Source organism: Streptomyces sodiiphilus (genome assembly GCF_039529215.1).
In the GTDB taxonomy this organism is placed as follows: Bacteria; Actinomycetota; Actinomycetes; order Streptomycetales; family Streptomycetaceae; genus Streptomyces; species Streptomyces sodiiphilus.
This window is the reverse complement of the sequence record NZ_BAAAMJ010000068.1, coordinates 18,154-41,273: the sequence shown is the minus strand read 5'-3', so window position 1 is coordinate 41,273 and position 23,120 is coordinate 18,154. Positions and strand designations below refer to the sequence as shown.

Genomic DNA, 23,120 nt, shown 5'->3' with positions numbered 1-23,120 from the left:
GCCTGCATGTCTCGTATCGACGGCCGAACGGCCGACCAGCTCCGCCCCGTCACCATCGAGCGCGGCTGGAGCAAGCACGCCGAGGGCTCCGTCCTCATCTCTTTCGGGGACACCAAGGTCCTGTGCACCGCCAGCGTCACCGACACCGTGCCCCGCTGGCGCCGCGGCAGCGGGGAGGGCTGGGTCACCGGCGAGTACGCGATGCTCCCCCGGGCCACCAACACCCGTGGGGACCGGGAGTCGGTCCGCGGGAAGATCGGTGGACGCACCCACGAGATCTCCCGCCTGATCGGCCGCTCGCTGCGCGCCGTGACCGATCTCAAGGCCCTGGGGGAGAACACCGTCGTCCTGGACTGCGACGTGCTGCAGGCCGACGGCGGCACCCGGACGGCCGCCGTCACCGGCGCCTACGTGGCGCTCGCCGACGCGATCGCCTGGGCGCAGGACAAGAAGCTGGTCAAGTCCAAGTCCCAGCCGCTGACCGGCACGGTCGCCGCCGTCAGCGTCGGCATCGTCGCCGGCGTCCCGATGCTCGATCTCGCCTACGAGGAGGACGTGCGTGCCGAGACCGACATGAACGTCGTCTGCACCGGGGACGGCCGGTTCGTGGAGGTGCAGGGCACCGCCGAGGGCGAGCCCTTCGCCCGGGAGGAGCTGAACGCGCTGCTCGACCTCGCGGTCGCCGGCTGCGCCCAGCTCGACGGCGCGCAACGACTGGCGCTCGGGACGACCTGACCGGATCTCACCCGCACGGACGCGTCGTCCGCGGGTAAGAGCTCTGCATGCATACATACCGTCGTACTGCGGTGGCCGTTGTGTTGACCGCTGCCCTGTCCGCCGGCACGGCCGCCTGCGACGCGGGGCAGCGGGCGATGGACTGCGCCCGCCTCGCGGGCTCCATCGCGAGCAGTGTCGAGCAGCTCACCCTCGCGGCGGGCGACGCCGCGGACGCCGAGGACATGGGCAGGTTCACCGACGCCATAGAGAAGGAGGCACAGAAGATCAAGGACGACACCGGCGACGCGGATATCGCCGCGGCGGCCGACTCCGTCCTGGAGGCCGTGGAGAACGTGCGCGAGTCCATGGAGACCGACGAGAATCCCGACCTCGGCCCCCTCGGGGACGCCGTCGGCGAACTGACCGCCGTCTGCACACCCGGCTGAGCGGGACCGGGCCCGCGGGCGGGATAATCGCGGCATGCCACGCCTCGTACTCGCCACCCGCAACCAGCACAAGATCGGCGAGCTCCGCGCCATCCTCACCGGTGCCGGGCTCGCCGTCGAACTCCTCGGTGCCGACGAGGTCCCCGGCGCCCCGGAGGTCCCCGAGACCGGCGTGACCTTCGCGGAGAACGCTCTGCTCAAGGCACACGCGCTCGCGCGCGCCTCGGGGCTGCCGGCCGTCGCCGACGACTCCGGGCTCTGCGTGGACGTCCTCGGCGGCGCGCCGGGCATCTTCTCCGCCCGCTGGGCCGGACGGCACGGCGACGACCGCGCCAATCTGGAACTCCTGCTGGCCCAGCTGGAGGAGATCGGGGCACCGCACCGGGGCGCGCACTTCGCCTGCGCCGCCGCGCTCGCCCTGCCGGACGGCACCGAACGCGTCGCCGAGGGGCGGCTGCGCGGCACCCTGCGGCACACCCCGGCCGGCGAGGGCGGCTTCGGCTACGACCCGGTCCTCCAGCCGGACGGCGACACCCGCACCTGCGCCGAACTCACCCCCGGGGAGAAGAACGCCATCAGCCACCGCGGGAAGGCCTTCCGCGCCCTCGCCCCGCAGATCGTGGAACTCCTGACGAAGACACAGCCGGCTGAGCCGGGCACTTGACCGGACGGTCAGACCGAGCTGCGGGCCGGGGAGGTGCCGGAGAGGTAGGCGGAGACCACCACGTTCGCCGAGTACGACTGCCGCTCGCGGTCGAACGTCCCGCCACAGGTGATCAGCCGCAGTTCGGCCAGGCCGTCCTGACCGCCCTCGTAGACCTGCACCGGGTCGAACTGCTCCCGCTCGATCACGTCCACCCCGATCACGGTGAACTCCGCCACGCTGCCGTCCTCCCGCGTCACCCGCACCTCGCTGCCGGGCTCCACCGCGCTCAGCGAATAGAACACCGCCTGCCCGGTGTCCGTGTCGACGTGGCCCACCACCAGGGCGGGCCCCCGGGCGCCCGGTGTGGGCCCGCCCGCGTACCAGCCGGCCACGTCCGGCAGTTCGTAGGGCGGCGGGTCGATTCCGCCGGTGGCGTCCACGCCACGCTCCATCACCTGGGCCCGCACCCCGATCGAGTCGATCTCCAGCAGCACCGGGGCGGGGGCGCCGGGCAGCGGCTCGTGCGGGGCCGGCAGCGGCCGGCCGTCGGTGAGCCGGGACACCGAGGGGCGCTCGCCCAGCACCGTGCGCGGTATCGTGCCGGTCTCCGTCAGGTCGCGGCCCCATTGCCAGAGCACCACCAGCAGCAGCGCCCACGCCACGCAGCTGACCAGGCGGCCGGCACCTCCGGTGCGGGTCGCCCCGGCCATCAGTGCTCCCGCGCGCGCCGCGCCCGGCGGACCGCCAGCAGCACCGTGCCGAGCGCCACGCCCGCGAGCACGACCGGCCCGGCCGCGCTCCACGTGCCCGCGCCGCCGGACTCCTCGACGGCCATCGCCCCGCCGCCGGCCCGCACCGGAGCGGTAGGTTTGGGGTGTTCCCCGTGGTGGTCCGGCTTGTCCGGCACCAGTCCGGAGATGACCACCCGGCCCGACAGCTCGCCGCGCCGGCCCTCGCAGTGGACCTCCACCGGATAGACGCCCGGCTCGATCCTGGACCGGATCATCGCCTCGCCGGACAGCACACCGCCGCCCCGCGGCGCGAGCTTCGCCTCCGCCACGAAAGCCTCCGAGTGCGCCGTGGCATGCCTGCCCTTGCAGCCCCGGGCCTCGATGGTCACCTCCTCGCCCGGGCGCGGGCTGATCGGGGTGACGGTGACCGAGCCCTCCCGCTGGTGGTCGTCCGGCCAGGGCTCGGCCGCCGCGGGCACGGCACCGGCCAGGCCGAGAAGGGTGAGCGTGACGGTACAGAACGTGAGCTTGAGGACGCGAGCGATGCCCATGATGAACCTCCGGGTCGGTACTCCGAAGGTCCCCTCTCCCGCGCCCCAGCGCATCCCCAGCGCCGCCGCGCTGCTCCGTACGGGCGGCGGAGCACCCCGCACGGAGGGCTGCTTCGCTGCCCGGCCGATCCGGAGGCATCGGACCCGGTGTGCCGTGTCAACCGGGAATCCCGGAGAACAATGGACCGGATGTGCCGTGCGCATCTGACAGTTCACGCCATTCAGCCTCGACACGCTGTCCTGACGGCGTGAGGAAGGCGACCATCTGAACGAATCCTCCGTTCTCGGAAAGATGGAGCGCCTTGTGAAGCGAACCGGTTCTTCACCCGTGCTGGTGGAAAATCCTTCCGTCAAGTTCTCCTGTGCTCCTCAGCGTCCACCGCTGCGGCACCTGGGCAAGCCTTCCCGGCGTACGTCACCCTCCGGCACCCGGCGGCGCGTCCTCGGGCAGGCGCCCCGCGTGCTGCTCATCGTGCCCTCGTACACCCGGGTCGTGGAGCCCTCGCCGCAAGGGAGCAGCTTCCGGGCGCTCGGCCTGGACAGGTTCGAAGTCATGAAGCGGGCGGGTACCCCCATCGGCCTGTTACGCATCGCCGCGAACGCCCGCCTGTCCGGCTTCGACGTCAGTATCGTCGACTCGCCCTTCGCCGGCTGGGAGCAGGAACGCCGGCTCGTCGACATCGGGGGCGGCAGCAGCCTGATCCGCTACGGTCTCGACGACTCACAGCTACGGCGAATGATCGAGGAGTACGAGCCGGATGTTGTCGGCATCCAGTGCATCTACACCGTCCAGTGGGGCAACGCACGTGCCCTGGCGGACCTGGTCAAGGAGATCGACCCGGAGATCGTGACCGTCACCGGCGGAGCCCACCCCAGCGGCGACTGGCAGTACGCCGTGCCCGACTCCCCCTTCGATTACGTGGTCATCAACGAGGCTGACCAGACCTTCACCGCTCTTCTGCACGCGCTGACCGAAGGCGGCGACATCGACGCGGTACCCGGCATCGCCTACCGGCGCGCCGACGGGGCCGTGGTCCGGACGACGGCCATGTCGCCGTACATGCGGATCCTGCCCAAGAGGCAAGGGCTGGACGAGCGGCTCGGCATGATGCCGCTGCCCGACTTCGGGATGCTGGACATGAGCCAGTACGAGCAGAGCTACCACTCCTCGGGCAAGCGGGTGCGCGATCACGGTTCCTGGGCACAGATCTTCTCGACGATCGGCTGCAATGTCGGCTGCGACTTCTGCTACATCCCGATGGTGAACGGCCCGTGGCGGGCTTTGGGGACCGACTGGTTCGATCTCCACCTGGCCGAGATCCGCAAGCACGGCGTGACCGAGGTTCTCATCGAGGACGACCACCTGATGCACGACCCGCTGTACGCGATGCACATCTTCAAGCTCCTGCGCAAGCACGACCTGCCGTGGGTCGAGGAGGGCGGTCTGAGCCTGTTCAACCTCGTCCTGCTGCACCTGGGTGCCGAGTTCGCGGACGGCATGAGCGAAGCCGAGCGGCGCAACCCGAATTTCCGCAACGTTCTCGCGGCGATGCGGTCCGGACTCACCTGCCGGGACCTGATCAAGGCCATGGCCGACGGCGGCTGCTACAGCGTCTACCTCGCGGTGGAGAGCGCCAACGAGGACAGCCTGGTCGAGTCGGGCAAACCCCGGCTCAACGCCTTCCAGAAGGCAACCGGCGAGATCGTGGAGATGTTCACCGAGTACGGCATCCAGGTTACCGGCGGCTTCATGCTCGGCTTCGTGAACCCGCCCGAGACGCCCGGGGGGCGGCCGTACATCGAGTCGCTGGAACAGATCGAGAAGACCGTCGACTACGCGGTCACGCTCATGGGCCACGGCATGGCCTACGCCAACCCCTTCATCGTCACCCCTCTGCCGGGAACGAAGATGTGGGACTTTCAGAAGGACTACGTCGTACGCCATTACGACAACGGCTGGTCGCACGAGAAGGGGACCATGGCCACCGACAAGTGGAGCGCCGAGGACATCGAGCGCATGCGGCTGGAGCTCTTGGTGCGGGCCAACGGCGCCGAGCGGGTGACCGAAATGGTGCGCAGGGGAACCTGGCCGGTGGACGCCTGAGGCGGCCGGGCTCCGCTCCCTCCGGAGCGGAGCCCGGCTCAGCCACGACGGCGCGCGGAGCGAAGGGTGTCCGCCGAGGCCAGCATGGCGCCGCCCGCGATCAGCGTGCTGGCGACGGCGACGGGCCAGCTCGGGTCGGCCCGCCCGGTCGCGATGAGCAGTGCGGTGGACAGGAGCGGAGCGAAGTACGCGAAGGTCCCCAGGAGCCGGATGTCTCCGTGCTTGGTGCCGTGGTCCCAGACGTAGAAGGCGCCGCCGACCGGACCGAGGCCCAGAACGAGCACGGCGAGCCACTGCCAGCCCTCGGGCCGGACCGTGGTTTCGAACAGCACGTGGCAGACCGCCGCGAGCGCCGCGGTGGCCAGGCAGAAGAAGGCGACCATGTTCGTGGGGACTTGTGGGTACCGGCGGTTGGCCACCGAGTACGCCGACCACACCAGAGCGCAGACGACGGCTGCTGTGTACCCGAGCAGGTACTCACTGCGCAGGTGCAGACCCTGGCCGCCGGTGACCAGGAGAAAGGTTCCGCCGAGCCCGAGCAGCGCGCCCGCCGTGTGCCACCAGCGCAGCCGCTCACCGGGCAGGAGCGCGGAGAACACGACGATCAGCAGCGGCCACAGGTAGGCGATGAGACCGGCGTCCACCGCAGGGGCATTGCGGAGGGCCAGGAAATAGAAGAAGTGGTAGCCGAACAGACCACCGATGCCGAGGACCCACGCTCCGCCGGGCAGCCCCCGGGCGAGCGTCCAGCCGCCGCGTACGGCCAGGGGAAGCCCGATGATCCCGGCGACCGTGAACGCCATCGCGGTGAGCTGGAACGGCGGTATTCGCCCGGTCAGCGTGGTGAACAGGGCCAGCGACGCCCACAGCAGCACGGCCACCGCGCCGATCCCGGTGGCCCTCAGCCGGCGCGCCGGAAGCTCCGCTTCGCCGTGGCCGTTTCCCGATGTGCCGACGCCCGTCTGTGTGTCCTGCGCGTTCACCCGTCCTCCAGTCCGCTGCGTCCGGTAACCGCGCGTCATCGCGCGAGTACGGGGACATGGTAGTGATGAGATGTCGTGACACCCGGATTTCCGGACAGCGACGGGCATACGGAGGCCCCGGGCCGACGGTCGCGCAGGACGACGTCCCGGGGCCGATGTGCGCGCCGGTCAGATGCGGTCGATCAGGTCCGCGATGGAGTCGGCCACCGTGGAGGGCCGGAACGGGTACCGGTCCACCTCCTCGGGCTTGGTGAGCCCGGTCAGCACCAGGAACGTCTCCATCCCCGCCTCCAGGCCGGCCAGCACATCGGTGTCCATCCGGTCGCCGATCATGGCGCTGGTCTCGGAGTGCGCCCCGATGGCGTTCAGCCCGGCCCGCATCATCAGTGGATTGGGCTTGCCGACGAAGTACGGCTCCCGGCCGGTCGCCTTGGTGATGAGCGCCGCCACCGAACCGGTCGCCGGGAGTGCGCCCTGGGCGGACGGGCCGGTCTCGTCGGGGTTGGTGGCGATGAACCGCGCACCGTCGTTGATCAGCCGGATGGCCTTGGTGAGCGCCTCGAAGCTGTAGGTGCGGGTCTCACCCAGGACCACGTAGTCCGGGGCCGTGTCGGTCAGCACGTAGCCCGCGTCGTGCAGGGCGGTGGTCAGGCCGGCCTCGCCGATCACGTACGCGGTGCCGCCGGGCCGCTGGTCGTCCAGGAACTGCGCGGTGGCCAGCGCGGAGGTCCAGATGTTGCCGACCGGCACGTCCAGGCCGATCCGGAACAGCCGGGCGTGCAGGTCGCGCGGGGTGTAGATCGAGTTGTTGGTGAGGACCAGAAACGGCTTGCCGGACTCGCGCAGCCGCTCGATGAAGCGGTCCGCGCCGGGGACCGGCACGCCCTCGTGCATGAGGACGCCGTCCATGTCGGTGAGCCAGGATTCGACCGGCTTGCGCTCTGCCACTGTTCTCGGACTCCTGCCGTTCGCGATGCTGGGGGGCGTCGGCGGCGCACCCCGCTGTGCCGAAGCCGACGCCGTCAGCCTAATCGAGGTGCCTCGCGCCCGTCCGGCCCGGCAGCGCCCGGGCCGGACCGGCGGGAGCGGTGCCCGGCGGGGCCGGTGTCAGACGCCCAGGTCCTTGATGAGTTTGGCCACGTGACCGGTCGCCTTCACGTTGTACAGCGCCCGCTCGACCTTCCCCGACTCGTCGACCACGACCGTGGAGCGGATGACACCCGTGACCGTCTTGCCGTAGAGCTTCTTCTCGCCGAACGCGCCGTAGGCCACCATGACCTCCTTGTCCGGGTCCGACACCAGGGTGACCGTCAGCTCCTCGGCGGAGCGGAACTTCGCCAGCTTCTCCGGCTTGTCCGGCGACACGCCGATGACGTCGTAGCCGGCACCGGCCAGCAGTGCCAGATTGTCGGTGAAGTCGCAGGCCTGCTTGGTGCAGCCGGGAGTCAGTGCCGCCGGGTAGAAATACACGATGACCTTGCGCCCCGCGTGGCCGGCCAGCGACACCGGCCTGCCGTCGGCGTCGGGCAGGGTGAAGGCAGGGGCCGTGTCGCCGGGCTTCAAGCGCTCGCTCATGGGTACTCCTGTGGACGGTTCTTCCTGGGCACAAAGCCTAAACGGGGGATCGGACACAAAAGTCGGCGGGCGAACTGACACACTGTGCGGTACCTGCGCGGACAGACGTGAACGGGCAGACGGATTCAGCGGACGACGGAGGCGGAACGGTGTCGGAAACCCCGGCGGAGATCGAAGCGCGTATCGCCAAGCGGCGCCAGGACCTCGCGGCGACCCTGGACGAGATCGCCGTCCGCGTGCACCCGAGGACCATCGCCGGAGACGTGCGCGCCCGGGCCCTTTCGGCGGTGGACCGCACGGCGGGCCGGGCCTACGTGGCGGTCAACCGCACCGTCGGCGACGTCAGGTCCCAGTTCGTCACCGAGGACGGCAGGCCGCGCCTGGAGCGGGTCGTCCCGGTCGCCCTCGTCGCCGTCGCGGCGGTCGGCGTGATGCTCTCGCTCCGGCACCGCCGCCGGTAGCCAGTACCCCGGTGGGGTGAGATACGGTCTGTCCCGTGAGCACCCATCCCCCCCACGACAAGCTGCCCATCCGGATGCTGCACGACCGGGTGCTGGTCCGTTCGGACGTGTCCGAGGGCGAGCGGCGTTCCTCGGGAGGCATCGTGATCCCGGCGACGGCCGCCGTCGGCCGCCGGCTGGAGTGGGCCGAGGTCGTGGCCGTCGGGCAGAACGTCCGCACCGTCGAGACGGGCGACCGCGTGCTCTACGACCCGGAGGACCGTGCCGAGGTCGAGGTGCGGGGTGTCTCCTACCTCCTGATGCGCGAGCGGGACCTGCACGCGGTGGCCGCCGAGCGTCTGCAGGGCTCGGAGGACTCCACCGGTCTGTACCTCTGACCGCGCCGCCCCACGGCTAGTCCCCGGTCGGCGGCCCGCCCGACGGTGACGGGGACCGCCCGGCCCGCAGCTCGACGTCGTTCTCCTCGTCCGGGCCGGACTCCTCGCCGTCGTCACGCCCGTCGTCGGGGGAGGGACGGTAGCGCTCGGGGACGACCAGATCGAACTCCTCGGCCGGCGCGCCCGCCAGGGCAGTGGCGGTGTAGTGGGCCCAGATGCGTGCCGGGTAGCTGCCGCCGCTGATGCTGGACAGACCCGCCATCCGGTACAGGGACTCCTGTCCGCCGGTCTCCGGGTCCTGCCCCACCACGGCGATCACGGTCGCCAGTTCGGGGGTGTACCCCGCGAACCAGGCAGCCCGGTTGTGCTCGGCGGTGCCGGTCTTGCCCGCCGCCGGGCGGCCGGCGGCCTGCGCCGCGGTGCCGGTGCCGCCGCGCACCACGTTCAGCAGGACCGCCGTCGTTCCGTCGGCCGCTTCCCGGGAGATCGCCCGCTCCGGCTCGCGCCTGGGCAGATCGATCTCCCGGCCGCCCTCGGTGACGCTCTCCACCAGGACCAGGGGATGGCGCACCCCGTGGTTGGCCAGGGTCGCGTAGGCGCCGGCCATGTCCAGCGGGCTGGGGGTGGCGGTGCCCAGCGAGATGGAGCTCGCGGCGTCGTCCAGGCCCGGGGTGCCCGGCGGGATGCCGAGCGCGACGGCGGTGCCGCGCACCCGCTCCGGCCCGATGTCCTGGCCCATCTGGGCGAAGACGGCGTTGACGGACTTGTCCATCGCGGTGCTCACCTTGATGTCGCCGTGGTCCTTGTCGCCCTCGTTCCCCGGTGACCAGCCGGTCGGCCGTCCGTCGCGGGCGACCACCTCCCGGCCGCTGGTGCCGTCGTACTCGGTGTCGGGGCCGATCCGGTTGCCCTCCGCGTCGGTGGCGCCGTGCTCCAGCGCGGCGGCGTAGACGAACGGCTTGAAGGTGGACGCCGCCTGGTAGTCGCGGCGGGTGGCGTTGTTCACGAACTGCTCGGTGAAGTCGGTCCCGCCGTACATCGCGAGCACCCGGCCGGTCCCGGTCTCCACCGAGGCGCCGCCGGCCCGCACGTAGGCGTCCCGCTCGTTGTCCTCGTCCAGGTGCTCCAGCAGTTCCTCCCGGACGGCCTCGGCGAGCGCCTCCTGCAGGTCCGGCTCGATGGTCGTGGTGATCTTGAAGCCGCCGGCCGCCAGTTGTTTCTCGTCGAGCACACCGGTCTCCACCAGGTGCTCGTTGACCGCCTCGATGAGGTAGCCGCGCTGCCCGGCCAGCCAGTTGTGGGGTGCCGTGGCGTCCGGCTCGGGGAACGTCAGCGATTCCAGCTCGCCGGGGTCGAGCCAGCCCTGGGAGACCATGCCGCGCAGCACGTACTGCCAGCGGGCGATCACCCGCTCGCGGTTGTCCGGGCGGGCCTGGGGGTCGAAGGCGCTGGGGGCGTTCAGCACGGCGGCGAGGTAGGCGCCCTCGGAGACGTCGAGGTCGGCGGCGTCCTTGCCGTAGTAGGCGTGAGCGGCGGCCTGGATGCCGTAGGAGTTGCGGCCGAAGTAGCTGGTGTTCAGGTAGCCCTCGAGGATCTCCTCCTTGCTGACCTCCCGGTCCAGCTTGATCGCGATGAAGAACTCCCTGATCTTGCGGTCCACCGTCTGCCGCTGGTCCAGGTAGTAGTTCTTGACGTACTGCTGGGTGATGGTGGACCCCGACTGCTTCCCCGCCCCGCGCAGCATGTTCCACCCGGCCCGCGCCATCGCCTTCACGTCCACCGCCGAGTAGCCCCAGAAATCGCGGTCCTCGGCCGCCAGCACCGCGTGCTGCACGTCCGTCGGCACCTCCGACAACGGGATCTTCTCCCGGTTGACCTCCCCGACCCGGGCGATCTGCGTCCCGTCCGCGTACAGATACACGTTGTTCTGCGCGGCGGCCGCCGCCTTCGGTTCGGGGATCTCGATCAGCAGGTAGCCGGCGACCAGGCCGCCCACCACCACGGTGGCCGCCACGAGCACGGTGGCCAGCAGCGTCCGCCAGGACGGGAGCAGCCTGCGCGGCCCGGAGCGGGGCGCCGGCGTAGGGCTCCCGGTCCTGGAGGGCCAGCCCCAGGAACCGCTTTCGCGTGCGGGCTCGTCGCTGTCGTCGCTCATGGCTCGGGACTCCTCGCCGCCGTGGCTCGGCAGGACAGAAAGGTCGTATGGATGACAAAGCGGTTGTATGCCGCATAAGACACTGTCGCACCGGCGGTGCCCGACCCCGGGGAACGGCCACCCCGCGAGCCGCCGCACTGTCCCCCGGACGGCGGGCCGGGCTCACCCGTCGGAGCACAGCCGCTGACGGACCGGCACAATGCAGCAGAGCGACGCGGAAGGGCGGCAGCGGATGGAACGGCAGCAGCCGGAGGCATTGCCAGGGGATTCCGGGCGGCGCCCGTCAGGACCGGGCGGCGGGTCCGGCGGCGCCGGGGCTCACGACGGGACACCCGGTGAGCCGGGCCCGCCCGGCGGCGGACTGTTCACCGAGGCCGACGCCGAGAAGCAGCGCGGGCTGCGCCGGATGAAGACCGTCGCCACCGGCCTGCTGGTCTTCGTCGGTGTGGTGTACGCCCTGGCCACCTGGGCGGAGCACCGCGGCGCCGGGGCCTGGGCCGGATACGTGGCCGCCGCCGCCGAGGCCGGGATGGTCGGGGCCCTCGCCGACTGGTTCGCGGTCACCGCGCTCTTCCGTCACCCGCTCGGCCTGCCCATCCCGCACACCGCGATCATCCCCACCAAGAAGGATCAGCTCGGCCGGTCGCTGGGCGACTTCGTCGGGGAGAACTTCCTGTCCGAGGAGGTGGTCCGCCGCAAGCTCGGCTCGGTCCGTCCCGGCAGCCGGATCGGCACCTGGCTGGCCCAGCCGCAGAACGCCGACCGGGTGACCTCCGAGCTGGCCACGGCCGTCCGCGGCGGGCTCAGGGTGCTGCGCGACGCGGACGTCCAGGCGGTCGTCGGCGAGGCCGTCATCCGGCAGGTCGCCGGCCAGGAGATCTCCCCCGGGCTCGGACGCCTGCTGGAGAGAACCGTCGCCGACGGCGGCCATCACCGGACCGTGGACCTGGTGTGTGCCAGGGCCCACGACTGGCTCGTCCGGCACCGTGAGTCCGTCATGGACGCCGTGGTCGGCGGAGCCCCGGGATGGACCCCCCGCTTCGTCGACCGGAAGGTCGGCGACCGCGTCTACCGCGAGCTGCTGCGCTTCGTCACCGAGATGCGCGACGTCCCCGACCACCCGGCCCGCGCGGCGCTGGACCGCTTCCTCGACGACTTCGCCCAGCAGCTCCAGCACGACCCGGACACCCGCGCCCGGGTCGAGCGGCTCAAGACCGACCTGCTGAACCGCCCCGAACTCCAGGACCTGATCGCCACCGCCTGGGCCAACCTCCGCGCCATGATCATCACCGCCGCCGAGGACGAGCGCAGCGCGCTGCGGCTGCGCGCCCGTGCCGCGCTGCTCTCGCTCGGCGCCCGGCTGGCCACCGACGCCCGCCTGCAGGACAAGCTGGACCGCTGGACGGCGGACGCGGTGATCCACGTCGTCTCCGGCTACCGCGGCGAGATCACCTCGCTCATCACCGACACCGTGGCCTCCTGGGACGCCGCCCACACCTCCCGCAAGATCGAACTGCACATCGGGCGCGACCTGCAGTTCATCCGCCTCAACGGGACGATCATCGGAGCCCTGGCCGGCCTGGTCATCCACACGGTCACCCAGCTCCTGAGCGGCTGAGCCCGGAACCCGGAGGCCCCGCGCCGGGCGCCCGCCCGCTAGCATGGCCGGGTGTCAGGCGGCGGTGGCGCAGTGGCGACGCAGCTGGTTTAGGTCCAGTGACCCGTGACAGGGTTTGAGGGTTCGAATCCCTTCCGCCGCACTCGAGGAAGGATCCCGCCCGGTCCCACGACCGGGCGGGATCTCGTCGTTCCCGGGACCGTGCCCGGCTCGCGGCGGGCCGGCCCGGTTCACTCACCCCCGCCGTCAGGTGCGGACGGCCCGGCGCCGGGGAAGAGCCGAGATGGCCGTGGACAGGCCGGTGACAAGGAGCGTGGTACATGCGGTGGACGGTGCACGGGGAGCGGCAGATCTACCGCAACGAGTGAGTGAATCTGTGGCTGGCGGACGTCCAGGAGCCGGACGGGCGGCGCTACGAGCACCACGTGGTGCGGCTGCGCGACGTCGCGGTGGCGGCGCTGATCGACGAGCGGCAGCGGGTTCTGATGATGTGGCGGCACCGCTTCGTCACCGATGTGTGGGGCCGGGAGCTGCCGATGGGGCTGATCGAGGCGGGCGAGACGCCCGAGGAGGCGGCCAGGCGCGAGGCCGAGGAGGAGACGGGCTGGCGGCCCGCGACCGTCAAGCCGCTGATCTACGCCCAGCCGGCCAACGGGATCTCCGACTCCGAGCACCATGTGTTCCGCTGCGAGGGCACCCGCTGCACCGGTCCGCCGGTGGAGCGGAACGAGCCCGACCGGATCGAGTGGATCCCGCTGGCCGAGCTGCGAGGCATGATCGACCGCCGGGAGATCGTGAGCAGCGCCACGCTGGTCGGGCTGGCGTATCTGATGGTCGACGAGGCGGCCGGGCAGGTGTCCGACCGGACCGGCCGTCAACCTGTACCAGGAGACGAGCGGTTCCCGCACGCCGGGCCCGCGCAGCGATAGCGTGGGCCGGGCACGTCCGCTTATCCGTTCTGGAGGATCCGTTCATGGCAACCACGCGCATCGCCACCACCAACTGGCAGGGCTCGCTGATGGAGGGCGCGGGCACCGTTTCCCTCGACTCCTCGAAGACCGGCACCTTCGACGTGACCTGGCCCTCCCGCGCGGAGGAGCCGCAGGGCCGCACCAGCCCGGAGGAGCTCATCGCGGCGGCGCACTCGTCGTGCTTCTCGATGGCCCTGTCGCACGGGCTGGCCGGCGCGGGGAACCCGCCGGAGTCCCTGGAGACGACGGCGCACGTCACCTTCCAGCCGGGTGAGGGCATCACCGGCATCGCCCTGAGCGTCAAGGGCCGGGTGCCCGGCATCTCTGCCGAGGACTTCGAGGCGGCGGCGCAGAAGGCGAAGGAGAACTGTCCGGTGAGCAAGGCGCTGGCCGGAGTGTCCATCACGCTGGAGGCCGAGTTCCTGGCCTGACCGGGCCGGATGCCCCCGGGTCCGGTGACGGTGTGTCACCGGCCCGGAGGGGCGGACGGGACCGCCGCGCTACTCCCCGCGAATCCCGCGTGCCTGGGGAGGGCGGCGGTCAGCCGCCGGCGAGCGCGGGCGCCGGCTCCCTGCCGGCGGCCCCGTTCCGCTCGTGGCCGGGCAGGCCGCGCAGGCCCAGCCAGCCGAAGAGACCGCCCAGAGCCGCCCACAGGACCGTGTGCGCGGCCAGGGACAGCACCCGGAACTCCCACACCAGATCCGCGGGCAGCGGCACCGGGTCACCGTGGGAGGGCAGCAGGAACAGCGCGGCGGCCGTCGCCGCGTCGGCCGCCGCGGCCGCCGTCTGACGGACCGGCGCCGGGTGGCGGTCCAGCCGCCGGTACAGCTGCCAGGCGGCCAGCAGGCCCAGGATGCCGATGAGCAGGGCCGCGAGCCACAGGACCTGTCGTTCGGCCACGGTCGAGGACTCGCCGACACCCGGCGGGTCGGCGGGGTAGCGCAGCCCGGGGAGCAGGGACAGGGCCGCGAATCCCGCGCCGGCCAGCAGCAGCGCGCGCTGCCACGGCCGGTGGGTGAGCGCCGTGGAGCGGTGGATCAGGGCGTAGGCCAGGGCGAAGAAGACGCCCAGGGCCAGGCCGGTGACCACCGCGGTCACCACCAGCCCGAAGTGCTGGGTGCCCCGGCTGAAGAGCTCTTCGTGGACGTGGCCGTGGGCCGCGCCCGTTGCGTGTTCGCGCTCCTCCTCCAGCCGGACCGCGCGGTCCAGCAGCGGTCCGGCCAGCAGCAGGGAGAAGAGGCCCGAGGCGAGCCCGGCGAGTCCGCCGGCGGCCAGGCCGCGGGTGAGCAGGGGCAGGACGGGGTAGGGAGTCGGCTGTGTCATGTGAGGTTCTCCGTCGCTCCGCGCGCGTCAGTGGCAGGGGGCGCCGAAGAGGTGGCGGCCGTCGTGGGAGAACTCGTGCAGATACGAGCCGGTGGCGGCGACGGCCTGGCCGTTGTCGAAGAAGACGGCCCACAGGGCGAGCAGGGCGATGACCGCCGCGAGTGCGGCGATGCTCCAGTCCCGGGTCCGGGTGACGGCCTGGGCCGAGGGGACGGCGGGGTGGCCGGCGGTGTGCTGAGACATCCGTGTTCCTCCTCCTGGGGTTTCCACGCCCCATGGGTGGGAGAGCGACGGGTCAGTTCCTGACTCCCTTGCGGCCATCGGCCGTTCGGTCACAGTGGCGGGACCGTCCCGGATTCGCACCGGGTTCCTGCTCGCCGTCGCCTCGATATGAAAATGTGCCTGAATTGAGCGTGGCAGGGGGCCGGAGGGCTGTCAACGGCGCCCGGGCGTGGCGCACATCTCCCCGCGACGGGAGGGACGGGCGGTGCGGCAGCGGCCGAGTCCTGTCGTGCTGGGGGATCATGGAGACATGAGCGTAGTGAAGATCAACGTGCTGACCGTTCCGGAGGACCAGCGCGAGACGCTGGAGAAGAGGTTCGCGGCCCGGGCCGGCGCGGTGGAGAACTCCGACGGGTTCGAGTGGTTCGAGCTGCTGCGGCCGGTGGAGGGAACCGACACCTACCTGGTGTACACCCGCTGGCGCAGCGAGGAGGACTTCCAGAACTGGATGAACGGCCCCATGCAGCAGGCCCATCGCGGTGGCGGAGGAGGCGCGGGCGACGCCGCCGGCGGGGAGGGGCAGGCGCGGCGTCCGGCAGCCTCGGACTCCACGCTGTGGTCCTTCGAGGTGGTGCAGCAGGCGGGCGCGCCCCGGCAGTGAGCCCTTCCGTCTTCCGCCGGTCACCAACCTGCTCTTCGTCCTCCTCGGGCAGTGGGTGACCGGCCGACGGGGGCACAGCGCCGGACCGGCAGGAGAGAACGCCGCGGGCCCTCCTGCTCACGCAAGAGGGCCCGCGATGTGTGGTACGCCGCCAGGGACTCGAACCCCGGACCCGCTGATTAAGAGTCAGCTGCTCTAACCAACTGAGCTAGCGGCGCCCGTCTGCTCTCCACTCTACCGTCTCCGGGGAGATGCTCCCGACCACCCCGGTGCCATCCGCTCACAGGGCCAGCGTCAGCAGGGCCGGGGCGGCCTGTTCGTTGAGCCGCTCGGCTGCCCGCCACAGCCGGTGTGCCTCGGCGGCGGGCAGCGACAGGGCGAGGCATCCCACGGTCGCGCCGGCGGTCAGCGGAACCGCCGCGCACATGGTGCCCACGGCGTATTCCTGCAGGTCGAGGACCGGCATGCCGGCCGGTTGCTGATCCAGGGCGGACAGCAGGATCCGGCGGTCGGTGATGGTCCGCGAGGTGAGCCGGGCGGCCCGGTGCCGTGACAGATGGTCCTGGCGCCCGTCGTGGTCGAGCTGGCCCAGCAGGCACTTGCCGATCGCGGTGGCGTGCGCGGCGGACCGGAAGTCCACCCACTCGTGCACCGCGGGCGCCTGCGGTGCCGCCGAGTGCTGTGGGACGCTGATCTCTCCGTCGGCGTACCGTCCCAGGTACACCGCCGCGCCGACGGAGTCGCGCAGGGCGTCGAGCACCCGCTGCAGCTGTTCCTCGTTGGCCCGCTGCCTCTCGGAGAGGGCGCCGATGCGGAGCAGTGCCTCGCCGGCTGTCCAGGCGCCGTCCGGCAGCAGGCGCACATACCCCTCGCGGCGCAGCATGGACAGCAGATGGGTCAGCCGGGCGGCGGGCAGCCCGGTGGACCGGGCCAGGGTCTCCTCGGTGAGCCCGTCCGGGCGGGCGGCCACGGCTTCGAGAAGCCGCAGCGAGTTCTGCACGGACCGGTACGGGGCGGTCAGCCCGGAGTCGAGCGCCACGGCGTCCTCCCAGGAAGCGGATGCGGCCTCAGCGTATCCAGGAATGCACTCCGCCGGTGGGCGGTTGCGATGCGGGACGGCCCGGGACCCTGCGAGGCCGCCCCCGCCCGCGGTGGCGGACGGAGGCGGCGGGACGGGCGGCGGCGGGGCCCGGCGGCCCCGGGGTCAGAGCACGGAGGTGAGGAAGTCCCGGGTGCGCTGGTGCTCGGGCTCGGTGAACATCTTGTCCGGCGGTCCCGACTCGATGATCTTGCCGTGGTCGAACATCAGCACGCTGTCGGAGATGTCCCGGGCGAAGCTCATCTCGTGGGTGACGACCACCATGGTGATGTCGGTGGTGTGTGCGATGTCCCGCAGCACGTCCAGCACACCGGCCACCAGCTCCGGGTCCAGCGCCGAGGTCACCTCGTCCAGCAGCAGGACCTGCGGGCGCATCGCCAGCGCCCGGGCGATCGCGACCCGCTGCTGCTGACCGCCGGAGAGCTGCGTGGGGTACTTGTCGAGGTGCTCGGTGAGGCCGACCATCTCGATCAGTTCCCGGGCCCGCTGATCGGCCTCGTCCTTGGACATGCCCAGCACATGCACCGGGGCCTCGGTGACGTTGCGCAGCACCTTCATGTTGGGGAAGAGGTTGAACTGCTGGAAGACCATGCCGATCTTCTTGCGCACCTCGCGGGAGTGGCGCTCGCTCGCCCGGACGAGCTTGTCGCCCTTCTTCTCGTGGGTGAGGTACTCGCCGTCCACGGTGATGGTGCCGCCGTCGGGCTTGAGCAGGGTCATCAGCAGCCGCAGGATCGTGGTCTTGCCGGAACCCGACGGGCCGATCAGCGTCACGTGCTTCCCGGTGTCCACGGCGAAGTCCAGTTCGTCCAGGACGGTCAGCGCGCCGAACCGCTTGGTGACCTTGTCGAAGCGGATGAGTTCGGTGCCGCTGGCCCGGCTGCCGTTGCCCGGGCCCTCGCCGGTCCCCGCGCCCGTGGTGGTGTCCACCCCGGCCTCCCTGGTCTCGTTCTCGTTCTTCTTCTCGGGGGTGCTGTCAGTGGGTGGCAAGACGACGCTCCAGGGCTCGGATCAGGAGAGATGCCGGGTAGGCGATGAGGATGAAGGCGATGCCCACGACCGTGATCGGCTCCATGTACTGGAAGGTCTGGGCGTTGAAGGCCCGGGCCTGGCCGAGCATCTCCATGGCCCCGATCATGGCGATCAGCGGGGAGTCCTTCAGCATCGCCACGACGTAGTTGCCCAGCGCCGGCACCACCCGGCGGATCGCCTGCGGCAGGATCACCGATGTCCAGGTGCGCACCGGCGGCATGCTCAGCGCGGTGGCGGCCTCCCACTGGCCGGCGGGGACGCCCTCGATGCCGGCCCGGTACACCTCGGCGGTGTAGGTCGAGTAGTGCAGTCCCAGGCCGATGGCGCCGGTGATCAGCGCCGGCATGGTCGGCCCCCACTCGGGGAGGACGAAGTACAGGAAGAACAGCTGGACCAGCAGCGGCGTGTTGCGGATGAACTCGGTGAACACGGTCACCGGCCACCGCACCCAGGCGAACCGCGAGCGCTGGGCGAGCGCCCAGACCAGGCCCAGCGAGAAGGCGATCAGCGTGCCGAGCCCGAGCGCCTGCAGGGTGACCAGCAGGCCGTCCCAGAACCGCGGCATGAAGTCGGCGACGACGTCCCAGTTCCAGTTCACTTGGCGCCTCCGGTGGTGACGACCCCGTCGGCCTCGACGGTCTCACGGCTGCCGATGGACAGCAGCCCCCGCAGCCCGCCGCCGCGGGGCGGTGCCTGGCCGACGCGGGTCTTGGCGTGCCGCTCCACCACGCGCATCCCGCGGGTGATGAAGAACGCCAGCACGAAGTACATGACCAGGATGATCGTGTAGATGGGGGCGCTGTCCTGGGTGGTGATGCGGACCAGGTTGGCGGCGAAGGTGATGTCCGCGACAGAGATGACCGAGACCAGCGCGGTTCCCTTGAGCAGCTCGATCGCCAGGTTGTTGAACGGCGGGACCATCTCGGGCCAGGCCTGCGGGATCTCGATCCGCCGAAGTCGCTGGAGCCGGGTGAAGCTCAGCGCGATGCCGGCCTCCCGCTGGGCGACCGGCACCGCCGCGAGTGCCCCGCGCACGATCTCCGAGCCGTAGGCGCCGTAGGTCAGCCCCAGCGCCAGCACGCCGGCCCACATGGGCACCAGCTGCCAGCCGAACATCAACGGGAAGGCGAACATGAACCAGAAGAGCATCACCAGGGCCGAGGCGCCCCGGAAGATCTCGAAGTAGGTCCCGGAGAGGAACCGCACGATCCAGAACCGCGAGGTGCGCAGGGTGCCGATGCTGAACGAGACCACCAGGGCCACCGCCGCGCTGTACAGCGTGACCTGGATGGTGATCCACAGCCCGGGCAGCATCCAGGAGTTCCACAGACCCCAGGTCATGAGCACAGCTCCTCTGCGGTCAGATCCGTCATGTCGTCCTCGGTGAAACCGAAGGGTTCGACGATCTCCAGCAGCCGGCCGCTGTCCTTGAGCTTGTGCAGCTCCTCGTTGAAGGCGTTGCGCAGGTTGGTCTCGGGCGGGCGGAACGCGAAGCCGCCGGCGCCGATCTGGGGCTCGCCGTCCACCTCGGGCAGGAACGGTTCTGTCGCCTCCACCCCCGAGACGCCCTCGGCGGCCGAGTCGATCGTCGGCCGGGTTCCGAAGAACACGTCGGCACGTCCTTGCCGCACCGCGTCCAGCCCGGCGACCTGGTCGGGATAGTAGGTGATGGAGCCGGCCGGAACTCCGTTTCCGATGGCATAGCCGCCCTGGGCCCATCCGGTGCCGGTGGCCGCCCGGATTCCCTCCGCCGCCGCCACATCGGCGTAATCATGCAGGTCGAGCGGGTTTCCGGCGGGGACGAGAAAGGCGTCCATGGTCACGTAATCGGGATCGGAGAAGATCACCTGTGCGCAGCGCTCGGGGGTGATCCACATGCCCGCGGACACCACGTCGAACTGGAGCGAAGCAAGCCCGGGGATCAGGGAACTGAATTCGCTGGGCACCGGTTCCAGGCGCTCCACGCCGAGTTCCTTGAAGATCACCTTCGCGATCTCCGGCGCCTGGCCGGTCAGATTGCCCTGGTCGTCGATGTACGCGTAGGGGATCTCCCCGGCGATGCCCAGCCGGACCATGCCCTGGTCACGGAGTCGGTCCAGCAGGTCACCGCCGTCTTCGGCCGCCCCCGTGTCCACCCGTGCACAGGCACCCGTGGCCAGCACGCCGAGTGCCGCGGCCCCGGTGAGCAGCGAACGGCGACTGATCCCTCTTCCTGTGATGGTCGAATTTTTCCTCAGTGGTGGAGCCATGGGCCCCCCGCTACCCAGATATCACGCAGTTATGCAGAGAGTTTCCCGGCGTATGGGTGGTCTCGATGAGATCGTGATCTCTGCGTCACCATGGAGGGCCGCAACAACTGCCAGGAGGCTTCATGTCCGAAGAGACCGCCACCGAGCGCTTTGTCGAGGTATCCCTGGACAAGCGAGGTGTCAGCTGTACCGCGAAGCTGCTGACCGACCGGGCGCCCATTACCTGTGCGGCGGTGTGGGACGCGCTTCCGCTGGGCGGCGACGTCTATCACGCGAAATACGCGCGCAACGAGATCTACGCGCTGCTGGAGCCGTTCGCTCCCCAGGAGCCGCCGCTGGAGAACCCCACGATCACGCCCATCCCCGGTGACCTGTGTTATTTCACCTTCACCGAGACCCAGCTGGTCACCTCCTCCTACGGCTACGAGGCGGATGCCAAGCACCAGGGCAGGAAGACGGTGGTGGACCTCGCGCTGTTCTACGAGCGGAACAACCTGCTGATCAACGGGGATGCCGGGTGGGTGCCCGGCATCGTCTGGGGCTCGGTCGTGGACGGACTGGACCGGATGGCCGACGCCTGCCAGGACCTGTGGCGCGCCGGCGCGATCGGGGAAACCCTCAGCTTCCGCCGGGCCTGAACCCGTCCAGCATCGCCGGGGGCGCGATGTCGGCGGCTCCCGATTCGTAGAGGGCGTGCGCGGCGCGCAGGACCAGCGCGTCCTGGTGCCGCGCGCCCACGAGCTGGACCCCGATCGGCAGCCCGTCCGCGTCCGTCCCGCAGGGCACGGTGGCGGCGGGCTGCTGCGTCATGTTGAACGGGTAGCTGAACGGCGTCCAGTCCGTCCAGCGCTCCAGCCCCGAACCCTCGGGGACCTCCAGGCCCAGCCCGAACGCGGTGATCGGCACCGACGGGGTGACCAGCAGGTCGTAGCGCTCGTGGAAGCCGCCCATGGCCTTGCCCAGGGCCATCCGGACGTCGACCGCCGCCAGGTAGTCCAGCGCGCTGTAGCGCGCGCCCTGCTCGCAGATCTCGCGCAGCCGGGGGTCCATGGCCGCCCGCTGCCCCGCGTCGTAGGACTGCGTGACCCGCGCGGCCCCGCTGAACCACAGGGTGTGGAAGGCCTCGCGGACCGTCGCCAGCGGCAGCATCGGGGGATCGGCCTCGACCACCTCGGCTCCGAGCTCCGACAGGTGCCGCACGGCCTTCTCCACCGCCGCCGCGACCTCGGCGTCCACCGGCACCGGTCCGCCGCCCCCGGGGAAGCCCAGGTCCCGTGACCAGGCCACCCGCAGCCCGCGCACCCCGTCGGCACCGTGCGACAGTGCCTGCCGGAAGCTGCCGGACGCCGGCCCCAGGTGCGACCAGTCGCGGGTGTCGGGAGCCGAGATGACGTCCATCAGCAGCGCGGCGTCCGCCGCGTCCCGGGTCATCGGCCCCACGTGTGCCAGTGTCCCGAACGCGCTGGCCGGGTACAGCGGCACCCGTCCGTAGGTGGGCTTGAGCGCGAAGATGCCGCAGAACGAGCCGGGGATGCGGACCGAACCGCCGCCGTCAGTGCCCAGACCGGCCACCCCCGCGCCGAGCGCCGCGGCCGCCGCCGCGCCGCCGCTGGAGCCGCCCGCGGTGCGTGAGGGGTCGTAGGGGTTTCCCGTGGCGCCCTGTGCCGGTGAGTCGGTGACGCCCTTCCAGGCGTACTCCGGGGTGGTGGTCTTGCCGATGATCACCGCACCCGAGTCGCGCAGCCTGGCCACCGACGGGGCGTCCTCGTCCCAGGAGCCGACGGCCCCGGAAGCTCCGGCCGAGCCGCGCAGTGTCGGGTGCCCGCGCATCAGGAGGATGTCCTTCACGGTGACCGGCACGCCGTCCAGCGGGCCGGCCGGCTCGCCGCGCCGCCAGCGGTCCTCCGCCCGGCGCGCCTGCTCCAGAGCCGCCTCGGGATCGAGGAAGACGAAGGCGTTGACCAGGGGCTGCACGGCCGCCGCCCGGTCCAGTGCCGCCCGGGCCACCTCGGCCGGGGAGAACTCCCCGGCCTCGAAGCTCCGGGTCAGGCGGTGGGCGGTCAGCATGGCGAGATCGGTCATCGGGGCTCCGTCCTCGGGCCGTCCCCTGGGTGACGGCCGGTCGCGGGGGTGGGGGAGGGGCTCCGGTCAGTGGTCCGGCACGTAGCCCAGCTTCTTGTCGACGACATTGAACAGCGGCTCGCCGGCGTACCAGCGGTCGAAGTTGTCGAGGAACTGCTCGGCGAGGTCGTCGCGCCAGCCGAAGGTGTCCCCGCTCATGTGCGGCGAGATCATCAGGTTCGGCGCGTCCCACAGCCGGCTGGAGTCCTGGAGCGGCTCCTGGGCGAAGACGTCCAGCGCGGCCCCGGCGATCCGGCGCTCCTGCAGCGCCTCGACGACGTCGTCCTCGACAACGTGCTGGCCGCGGCCGATGTTGATGAAGTGGGCCTCCGGCCGCATCAGGGCGAACGCCCGCGCGTCGAACATCCCGTGCGTCTCGGGGGTGAGCGGCGCGGCGCAGACCACCCAGGAGGCCTCCGGCAGCAGGTCCGGGAGGGCGCCGGTGGCGTGGACCCGGCCGAAGTCCGGGTCCCCGGTCCGCTCGCGGCGGCCCACCAGATCCACCCGGACCCCCATCGCGCCCAGCAGCAGGCCGATCCTGCGGCCGATGGGCCCGGATCCGACCACCACTGCCCGGCTGCCGTGGACCTTGAAAGTCTCCCGGTGCTGCCACCGGTGTTGCCTCTGCAATTCCCAGCTACCGCGAAAATCTTTGGCCATGGCCAGCACGAGACCCGCCACGTATTCGGCGATGGGCTGGTCGAACACGCCACGGGCATTCGTGAGCACGGCGTCGGACTCCAGCAACTCCGGGAAGAGCAACCGGTCCACGCCGGCGCTGGCGGTGTGGACCCAGACCGGCCGGCCTCCCGGGCCCGGCCACGCCTCGCGCACCGCGTCCGAGGTGAAGTCCCACACCAGCAGGACGTCCGCCTCCGGCAGCCGCTCTGCCAGGGATTTCTCGTCCGTGTGGAGCACCCGGGCGCGTGCGCCCAGACGGTCCAGCCGGGGCAGGGGGTCGGCGTCGAGCACGAGAACGCGAGCTTCGGTCATGGCGGGGAAACCGTTTCGCAACGAGGGATTGATTGTCTGGGTCAGGAGTGTCCGGGCGGGAGTGATGAGACAGCGATTGACCACG

The 23,120-nt window shown here is 71.2% G+C and carries 26 protein-coding genes, 2 tRNA genes and 1 riboswitch; of the genes, 12 read left to right on the top strand and 16 right to left on the bottom strand.

Annotated elements, in window-relative coordinates:
- Window positions 1–6: 6 nt before the first annotated feature.
- From rph to rdgB, 3 genes are all read left to right on the top strand, one after another.
- Window positions 7–735 carry a ribonuclease PH gene (gene rph, locus ABD299_RS22025; RefSeq protein WP_344265493.1) on the top strand — a complete coding sequence of 243 codons (729 nt, stop codon included), beginning with the start codon at window positions 7–9 and terminating at the stop codon, window positions 733–735.
- Window positions 736–806: 71 nt separating this feature from the next.
- Entirely contained in the window at window positions 807–1,163 is a 357-nt protein-coding gene (locus tag ABD299_RS22020; RefSeq protein ID WP_344265490.1) for a hypothetical protein, read from the top strand.
- Between the two features lie 34 nt (window positions 1,164–1,197).
- Window positions 1,198–1,827, top strand: a complete 630-nt coding sequence (rdgB, locus tag ABD299_RS22015; protein WP_344265488.1) for an RdgB/HAM1 family non-canonical purine NTP pyrophosphatase — start codon at window positions 1,198–1,200, stop codon at window positions 1,825–1,827.
- Between the two features lie 8 nt (window positions 1,828–1,835).
- Here the strand turns inward: rdgB and ABD299_RS22010 are convergent, their stop codons facing one another.
- Together ABD299_RS22010 and ABD299_RS22005 are read right to left on the bottom strand one after the other, a co-directional pair.
- On the bottom strand, window positions 1,836–2,519 hold the full coding sequence (locus ABD299_RS22010; protein ID WP_344265485.1) for a class F sortase: 684 nt from the start codon (window positions 2,517–2,519) through the stop codon (window positions 1,836–1,838).
- Complete coding sequence (locus ABD299_RS22005) at window positions 2,519–3,091, bottom strand: hypothetical protein (RefSeq protein ID WP_344265482.1); 573 nt, start codon at window positions 3,089–3,091, stop codon at window positions 2,519–2,521. Before ABD299_RS22005 ends, ABD299_RS22010 begins: the two co-directional genes overlap by 1 nt.
- 460 nt (window positions 3,092–3,551) lie before the next feature.
- Here ABD299_RS22005 and ABD299_RS22000 point away from each other — a divergent pair, with 460 nt between their 5' ends.
- A complete protein-coding gene (locus ABD299_RS22000) occupies window positions 3,552–5,195 on the top strand; it encodes a B12-binding domain-containing radical SAM protein (protein ID WP_344265480.1) in 1,644 nt (547 codons plus the stop codon).
- A gap of 38 nt (window positions 5,196–5,233) precedes the next feature.
- Here the strand turns inward: ABD299_RS22000 and yddG are convergent, their stop codons facing one another.
- From yddG to bcp, 3 genes are all read right to left on the bottom strand, one after another.
- The gene (gene yddG / locus ABD299_RS21995; protein ID WP_344265477.1) at window positions 5,234–6,178 is read right to left on the bottom strand and encodes an aromatic amino acid exporter YddG; all 945 of its coding nucleotides are present in this window, start codon (window positions 6,176–6,178) and stop codon (window positions 5,234–5,236) included.
- A 168-nt stretch (window positions 6,179–6,346) separates the two neighbouring features.
- Window positions 6,347–7,126, bottom strand: coding sequence for an HAD-IIA family hydrolase (locus tag ABD299_RS21990; protein WP_344265474.1), 780 nt, complete (start codon window positions 7,124–7,126; stop codon window positions 6,347–6,349).
- Between the two features lie 159 nt (window positions 7,127–7,285).
- Window positions 7,286–7,753 (bottom strand): thioredoxin-dependent thiol peroxidase, encoded by a 468-nt coding sequence (gene bcp, locus ABD299_RS21985; protein WP_344265471.1) that lies wholly within the window; start codon window positions 7,751–7,753, stop codon window positions 7,286–7,288.
- A 149-nt stretch (window positions 7,754–7,902) separates the two neighbouring features.
- Between bcp and ABD299_RS21980 the strand changes: the two genes are divergently transcribed.
- A complete protein-coding gene (locus ABD299_RS21980) occupies window positions 7,903–8,214 on the top strand; it encodes a DUF3618 domain-containing protein (protein WP_344265468.1) in 312 nt (103 codons plus the stop codon).
- Window positions 8,215–8,288: 74 nt separating this feature from the next.
- Window positions 8,289–8,591 carry a GroES family chaperonin gene (locus ABD299_RS21975; protein ID WP_344265727.1) on the top strand — a complete coding sequence of 101 codons (303 nt, stop codon included), beginning with the start codon at window positions 8,289–8,291 and terminating at the stop codon, window positions 8,589–8,591.
- A gap of 16 nt (window positions 8,592–8,607) precedes the next feature.
- Here ABD299_RS21975 and ABD299_RS21970 read toward each other — a convergent pair whose 3' ends face one another.
- Window positions 8,608–10,746: a transglycosylase domain-containing protein gene (locus tag ABD299_RS21970; RefSeq protein ID WP_344265465.1), complete on the bottom strand. Its 2,139-nt coding sequence runs from the start codon at window positions 10,744–10,746 to the stop codon at window positions 8,608–8,610.
- A gap of 232 nt (window positions 10,747–10,978) precedes the next feature.
- On the opposite strand from ABD299_RS21970, the gene ABD299_RS21965 reads away from it, so the two are divergent.
- The 4 genes from ABD299_RS21965 (at window position 10,979) to ABD299_RS21950 (ending at window position 13,766) form a co-directional block, all read left to right on the top strand.
- The gene (locus tag ABD299_RS21965; RefSeq protein ID WP_344265724.1) at window positions 10,979–12,364 is read left to right on the top strand and encodes a DUF445 domain-containing protein; all 1,386 of its coding nucleotides are present in this window, start codon (window positions 10,979–10,981) and stop codon (window positions 12,362–12,364) included.
- A 58-nt stretch (window positions 12,365–12,422) separates the two neighbouring features.
- Window positions 12,423–12,506, top strand: a tRNA-Leu gene (locus ABD299_RS21960).
- Between the two features lie 226 nt (window positions 12,507–12,732).
- Window positions 12,733–13,293, top strand: a complete 561-nt coding sequence (locus ABD299_RS21955; protein WP_344265462.1) for an NUDIX hydrolase — start codon at window positions 12,733–12,735, stop codon at window positions 13,291–13,293.
- A 44-nt stretch (window positions 13,294–13,337) separates the two neighbouring features.
- Window positions 13,338–13,766: an OsmC family protein gene (locus tag ABD299_RS21950; RefSeq protein WP_344265460.1), complete on the top strand. Its 429-nt coding sequence runs from the start codon at window positions 13,338–13,340 to the stop codon at window positions 13,764–13,766.
- Window positions 13,767–13,875: 109 nt separating this feature from the next.
- On the opposite strand, the gene ABD299_RS21945 is transcribed toward ABD299_RS21950, so the two are convergent.
- Window positions 13,876–14,658: a CbtA family protein gene (locus tag ABD299_RS21945; protein ID WP_344265457.1), complete on the bottom strand. Its 783-nt coding sequence runs from the start codon at window positions 14,656–14,658 to the stop codon at window positions 13,876–13,878.
- 27 nt (window positions 14,659–14,685) lie between these two features.
- Window positions 14,686–14,901 carry a CbtB domain-containing protein gene (locus ABD299_RS21940; RefSeq protein WP_344265454.1) on the bottom strand — a complete coding sequence of 72 codons (216 nt, stop codon included), beginning with the start codon at window positions 14,899–14,901 and terminating at the stop codon, window positions 14,686–14,688.
- 32 nt (window positions 14,902–14,933) lie between these two features.
- A riboswitch (cobalamin riboswitch) is annotated at window positions 14,934–15,055 on the bottom strand.
- Between the two features lie 135 nt (window positions 15,056–15,190).
- On the opposite strand from ABD299_RS21940, the gene ABD299_RS21935 reads away from it, so the two are divergent.
- Window positions 15,191–15,541: an antibiotic biosynthesis monooxygenase family protein gene (locus ABD299_RS21935; protein ID WP_344265451.1), complete on the top strand. Its 351-nt coding sequence runs from the start codon at window positions 15,191–15,193 to the stop codon at window positions 15,539–15,541.
- 141 nt (window positions 15,542–15,682) lie between these two features.
- Here ABD299_RS21935 and ABD299_RS21930 read toward each other — a convergent pair.
- From ABD299_RS21930 to ehuB, 6 genes are all read right to left on the bottom strand, one after another.
- Window positions 15,683–15,759: transfer RNA gene (locus ABD299_RS21930), tRNA-Lys, on the bottom strand.
- Window positions 15,760–15,821: 62 nt separating this feature from the next.
- Entirely contained in the window at window positions 15,822–16,580 is a 759-nt protein-coding gene (locus tag ABD299_RS21925) for an IclR family transcriptional regulator (RefSeq protein ID WP_344265448.1), read from the bottom strand.
- 165 nt (window positions 16,581–16,745) lie between these two features.
- Window positions 16,746–17,570: an ectoine/hydroxyectoine ABC transporter ATP-binding protein EhuA gene (ehuA, locus tag ABD299_RS21920; RefSeq protein ID WP_425581397.1), complete on the bottom strand. Its 825-nt coding sequence runs from the start codon at window positions 17,568–17,570 to the stop codon at window positions 16,746–16,748.
- 46 nt (window positions 17,571–17,616) lie between these two features.
- Window positions 17,617–18,270, bottom strand: coding sequence for an ectoine/hydroxyectoine ABC transporter permease subunit EhuD (gene ehuD / locus ABD299_RS21915; protein WP_344265445.1), 654 nt, complete (start codon window positions 18,268–18,270; stop codon window positions 17,617–17,619).
- Window positions 18,267–19,013, bottom strand: coding sequence for an ectoine/hydroxyectoine ABC transporter permease subunit EhuC (gene ehuC, locus ABD299_RS21910; RefSeq protein ID WP_344265442.1), 747 nt, complete (start codon window positions 19,011–19,013; stop codon window positions 18,267–18,269). Before ehuC ends, ehuD begins: the two co-directional genes overlap by 4 nt.
- A complete protein-coding gene (gene ehuB, locus ABD299_RS21905) occupies window positions 19,010–19,921 on the bottom strand; it encodes an ectoine/hydroxyectoine ABC transporter substrate-binding protein EhuB (protein WP_344265439.1) in 912 nt (303 codons plus the stop codon). The genes ehuC and ehuB overlap by 4 nt, the downstream gene beginning before the upstream one ends.
- A gap of 122 nt (window positions 19,922–20,043) precedes the next feature.
- Here ehuB and ABD299_RS21900 point away from each other — a divergent pair, with 122 nt between their 5' ends.
- Window positions 20,044–20,559: a DUF3830 family protein gene (locus ABD299_RS21900; protein WP_344265436.1), complete on the top strand. Its 516-nt coding sequence runs from the start codon at window positions 20,044–20,046 to the stop codon at window positions 20,557–20,559.
- On the opposite strand, the gene ABD299_RS21895 is transcribed toward ABD299_RS21900, so the two are convergent.
- Both ABD299_RS21895 and ABD299_RS21890 read right to left on the bottom strand, forming a co-directional pair.
- Window positions 20,540–22,003 (bottom strand): amidase, encoded by a 1,464-nt coding sequence (locus ABD299_RS21895; protein WP_344265434.1) that lies wholly within the window; start codon window positions 22,001–22,003, stop codon window positions 20,540–20,542. The two genes, ABD299_RS21900 and ABD299_RS21895, sit on opposite strands and share 20 nt — an antisense overlap.
- A 66-nt stretch (window positions 22,004–22,069) precedes the next feature.
- Window positions 22,070–23,035, bottom strand: a complete 966-nt coding sequence (locus ABD299_RS21890; RefSeq protein WP_344265431.1) for a D-2-hydroxyacid dehydrogenase — start codon at window positions 23,033–23,035, stop codon at window positions 22,070–22,072.
- Between the last annotated feature and the right edge of the window lie 85 nt (window positions 23,036–23,120).

Coding starts and splice junctions, on each gene's coding strand:
- rph (WP_344265493.1), top strand. CDS start 7: ATGTCTCGTATCGACGGCCGAACGGCCGACCAGCTCCGCCCCGTCACC.
- rdgB (WP_344265488.1), top strand. CDS start 1,198: ATGCCACGCCTCGTACTCGCCACCCGCAACCAGCACAAGATCGGCGAG.
- ABD299_RS22010 (WP_344265485.1), bottom strand. CDS start 2,519: ATGGCCGGGGCGACCCGCACCGGAGGTGCCGGCCGCCTGGTCAGCTGC.
- ABD299_RS22005 (WP_344265482.1), bottom strand. CDS start 3,091: ATGGGCATCGCTCGCGTCCTCAAGCTCACGTTCTGTACCGTCACGCTC.
- bcp (WP_344265471.1), bottom strand. CDS start 7,753: ATGAGCGAGCGCTTGAAGCCCGGCGACACGGCCCCTGCCTTCACCCTG.
- ABD299_RS21975 (WP_344265727.1), top strand. CDS start 8,289: ATGCTGCACGACCGGGTGCTGGTCCGTTCGGACGTGTCCGAGGGCGAG.
- ABD299_RS21970 (WP_344265465.1), bottom strand. CDS start 10,746: ATGAGCGACGACAGCGACGAGCCCGCACGCGAAAGCGGTTCCTGGGGC.
- ABD299_RS21965 (WP_344265724.1), top strand. CDS start 10,979: ATGGAACGGCAGCAGCCGGAGGCATTGCCAGGGGATTCCGGGCGGCGC.
- ABD299_RS21950 (WP_344265460.1), top strand. CDS start 13,338: ATGGCAACCACGCGCATCGCCACCACCAACTGGCAGGGCTCGCTGATG.
- ABD299_RS21945 (WP_344265457.1), bottom strand. CDS start 14,658: ATGACACAGCCGACTCCCTACCCCGTCCTGCCCCTGCTCACCCGCGGC.
- ABD299_RS21940 (WP_344265454.1), bottom strand. CDS start 14,901: ATGTCTCAGCACACCGCCGGCCACCCCGCCGTCCCCTCGGCCCAGGCC.
- ABD299_RS21935 (WP_344265451.1), top strand. CDS start 15,191: ATGAGCGTAGTGAAGATCAACGTGCTGACCGTTCCGGAGGACCAGCGC.
- ehuC (WP_344265442.1), bottom strand. CDS start 19,013: ATGACCTGGGGTCTGTGGAACTCCTGGATGCTGCCCGGGCTGTGGATC.
- ehuB (WP_344265439.1), bottom strand. CDS start 19,921: ATGGCTCCACCACTGAGGAAAAATTCGACCATCACAGGAAGAGGGATC.
- ABD299_RS21900 (WP_344265436.1), top strand. CDS start 20,044: ATGTCCGAAGAGACCGCCACCGAGCGCTTTGTCGAGGTATCCCTGGAC.
- ABD299_RS21895 (WP_344265434.1), bottom strand. CDS start 22,003: ATGACCGATCTCGCCATGCTGACCGCCCACCGCCTGACCCGGAGCTTC.
- ABD299_RS21890 (WP_344265431.1), bottom strand. CDS start 23,035: ATGACCGAAGCTCGCGTTCTCGTGCTCGACGCCGACCCCCTGCCCCGG.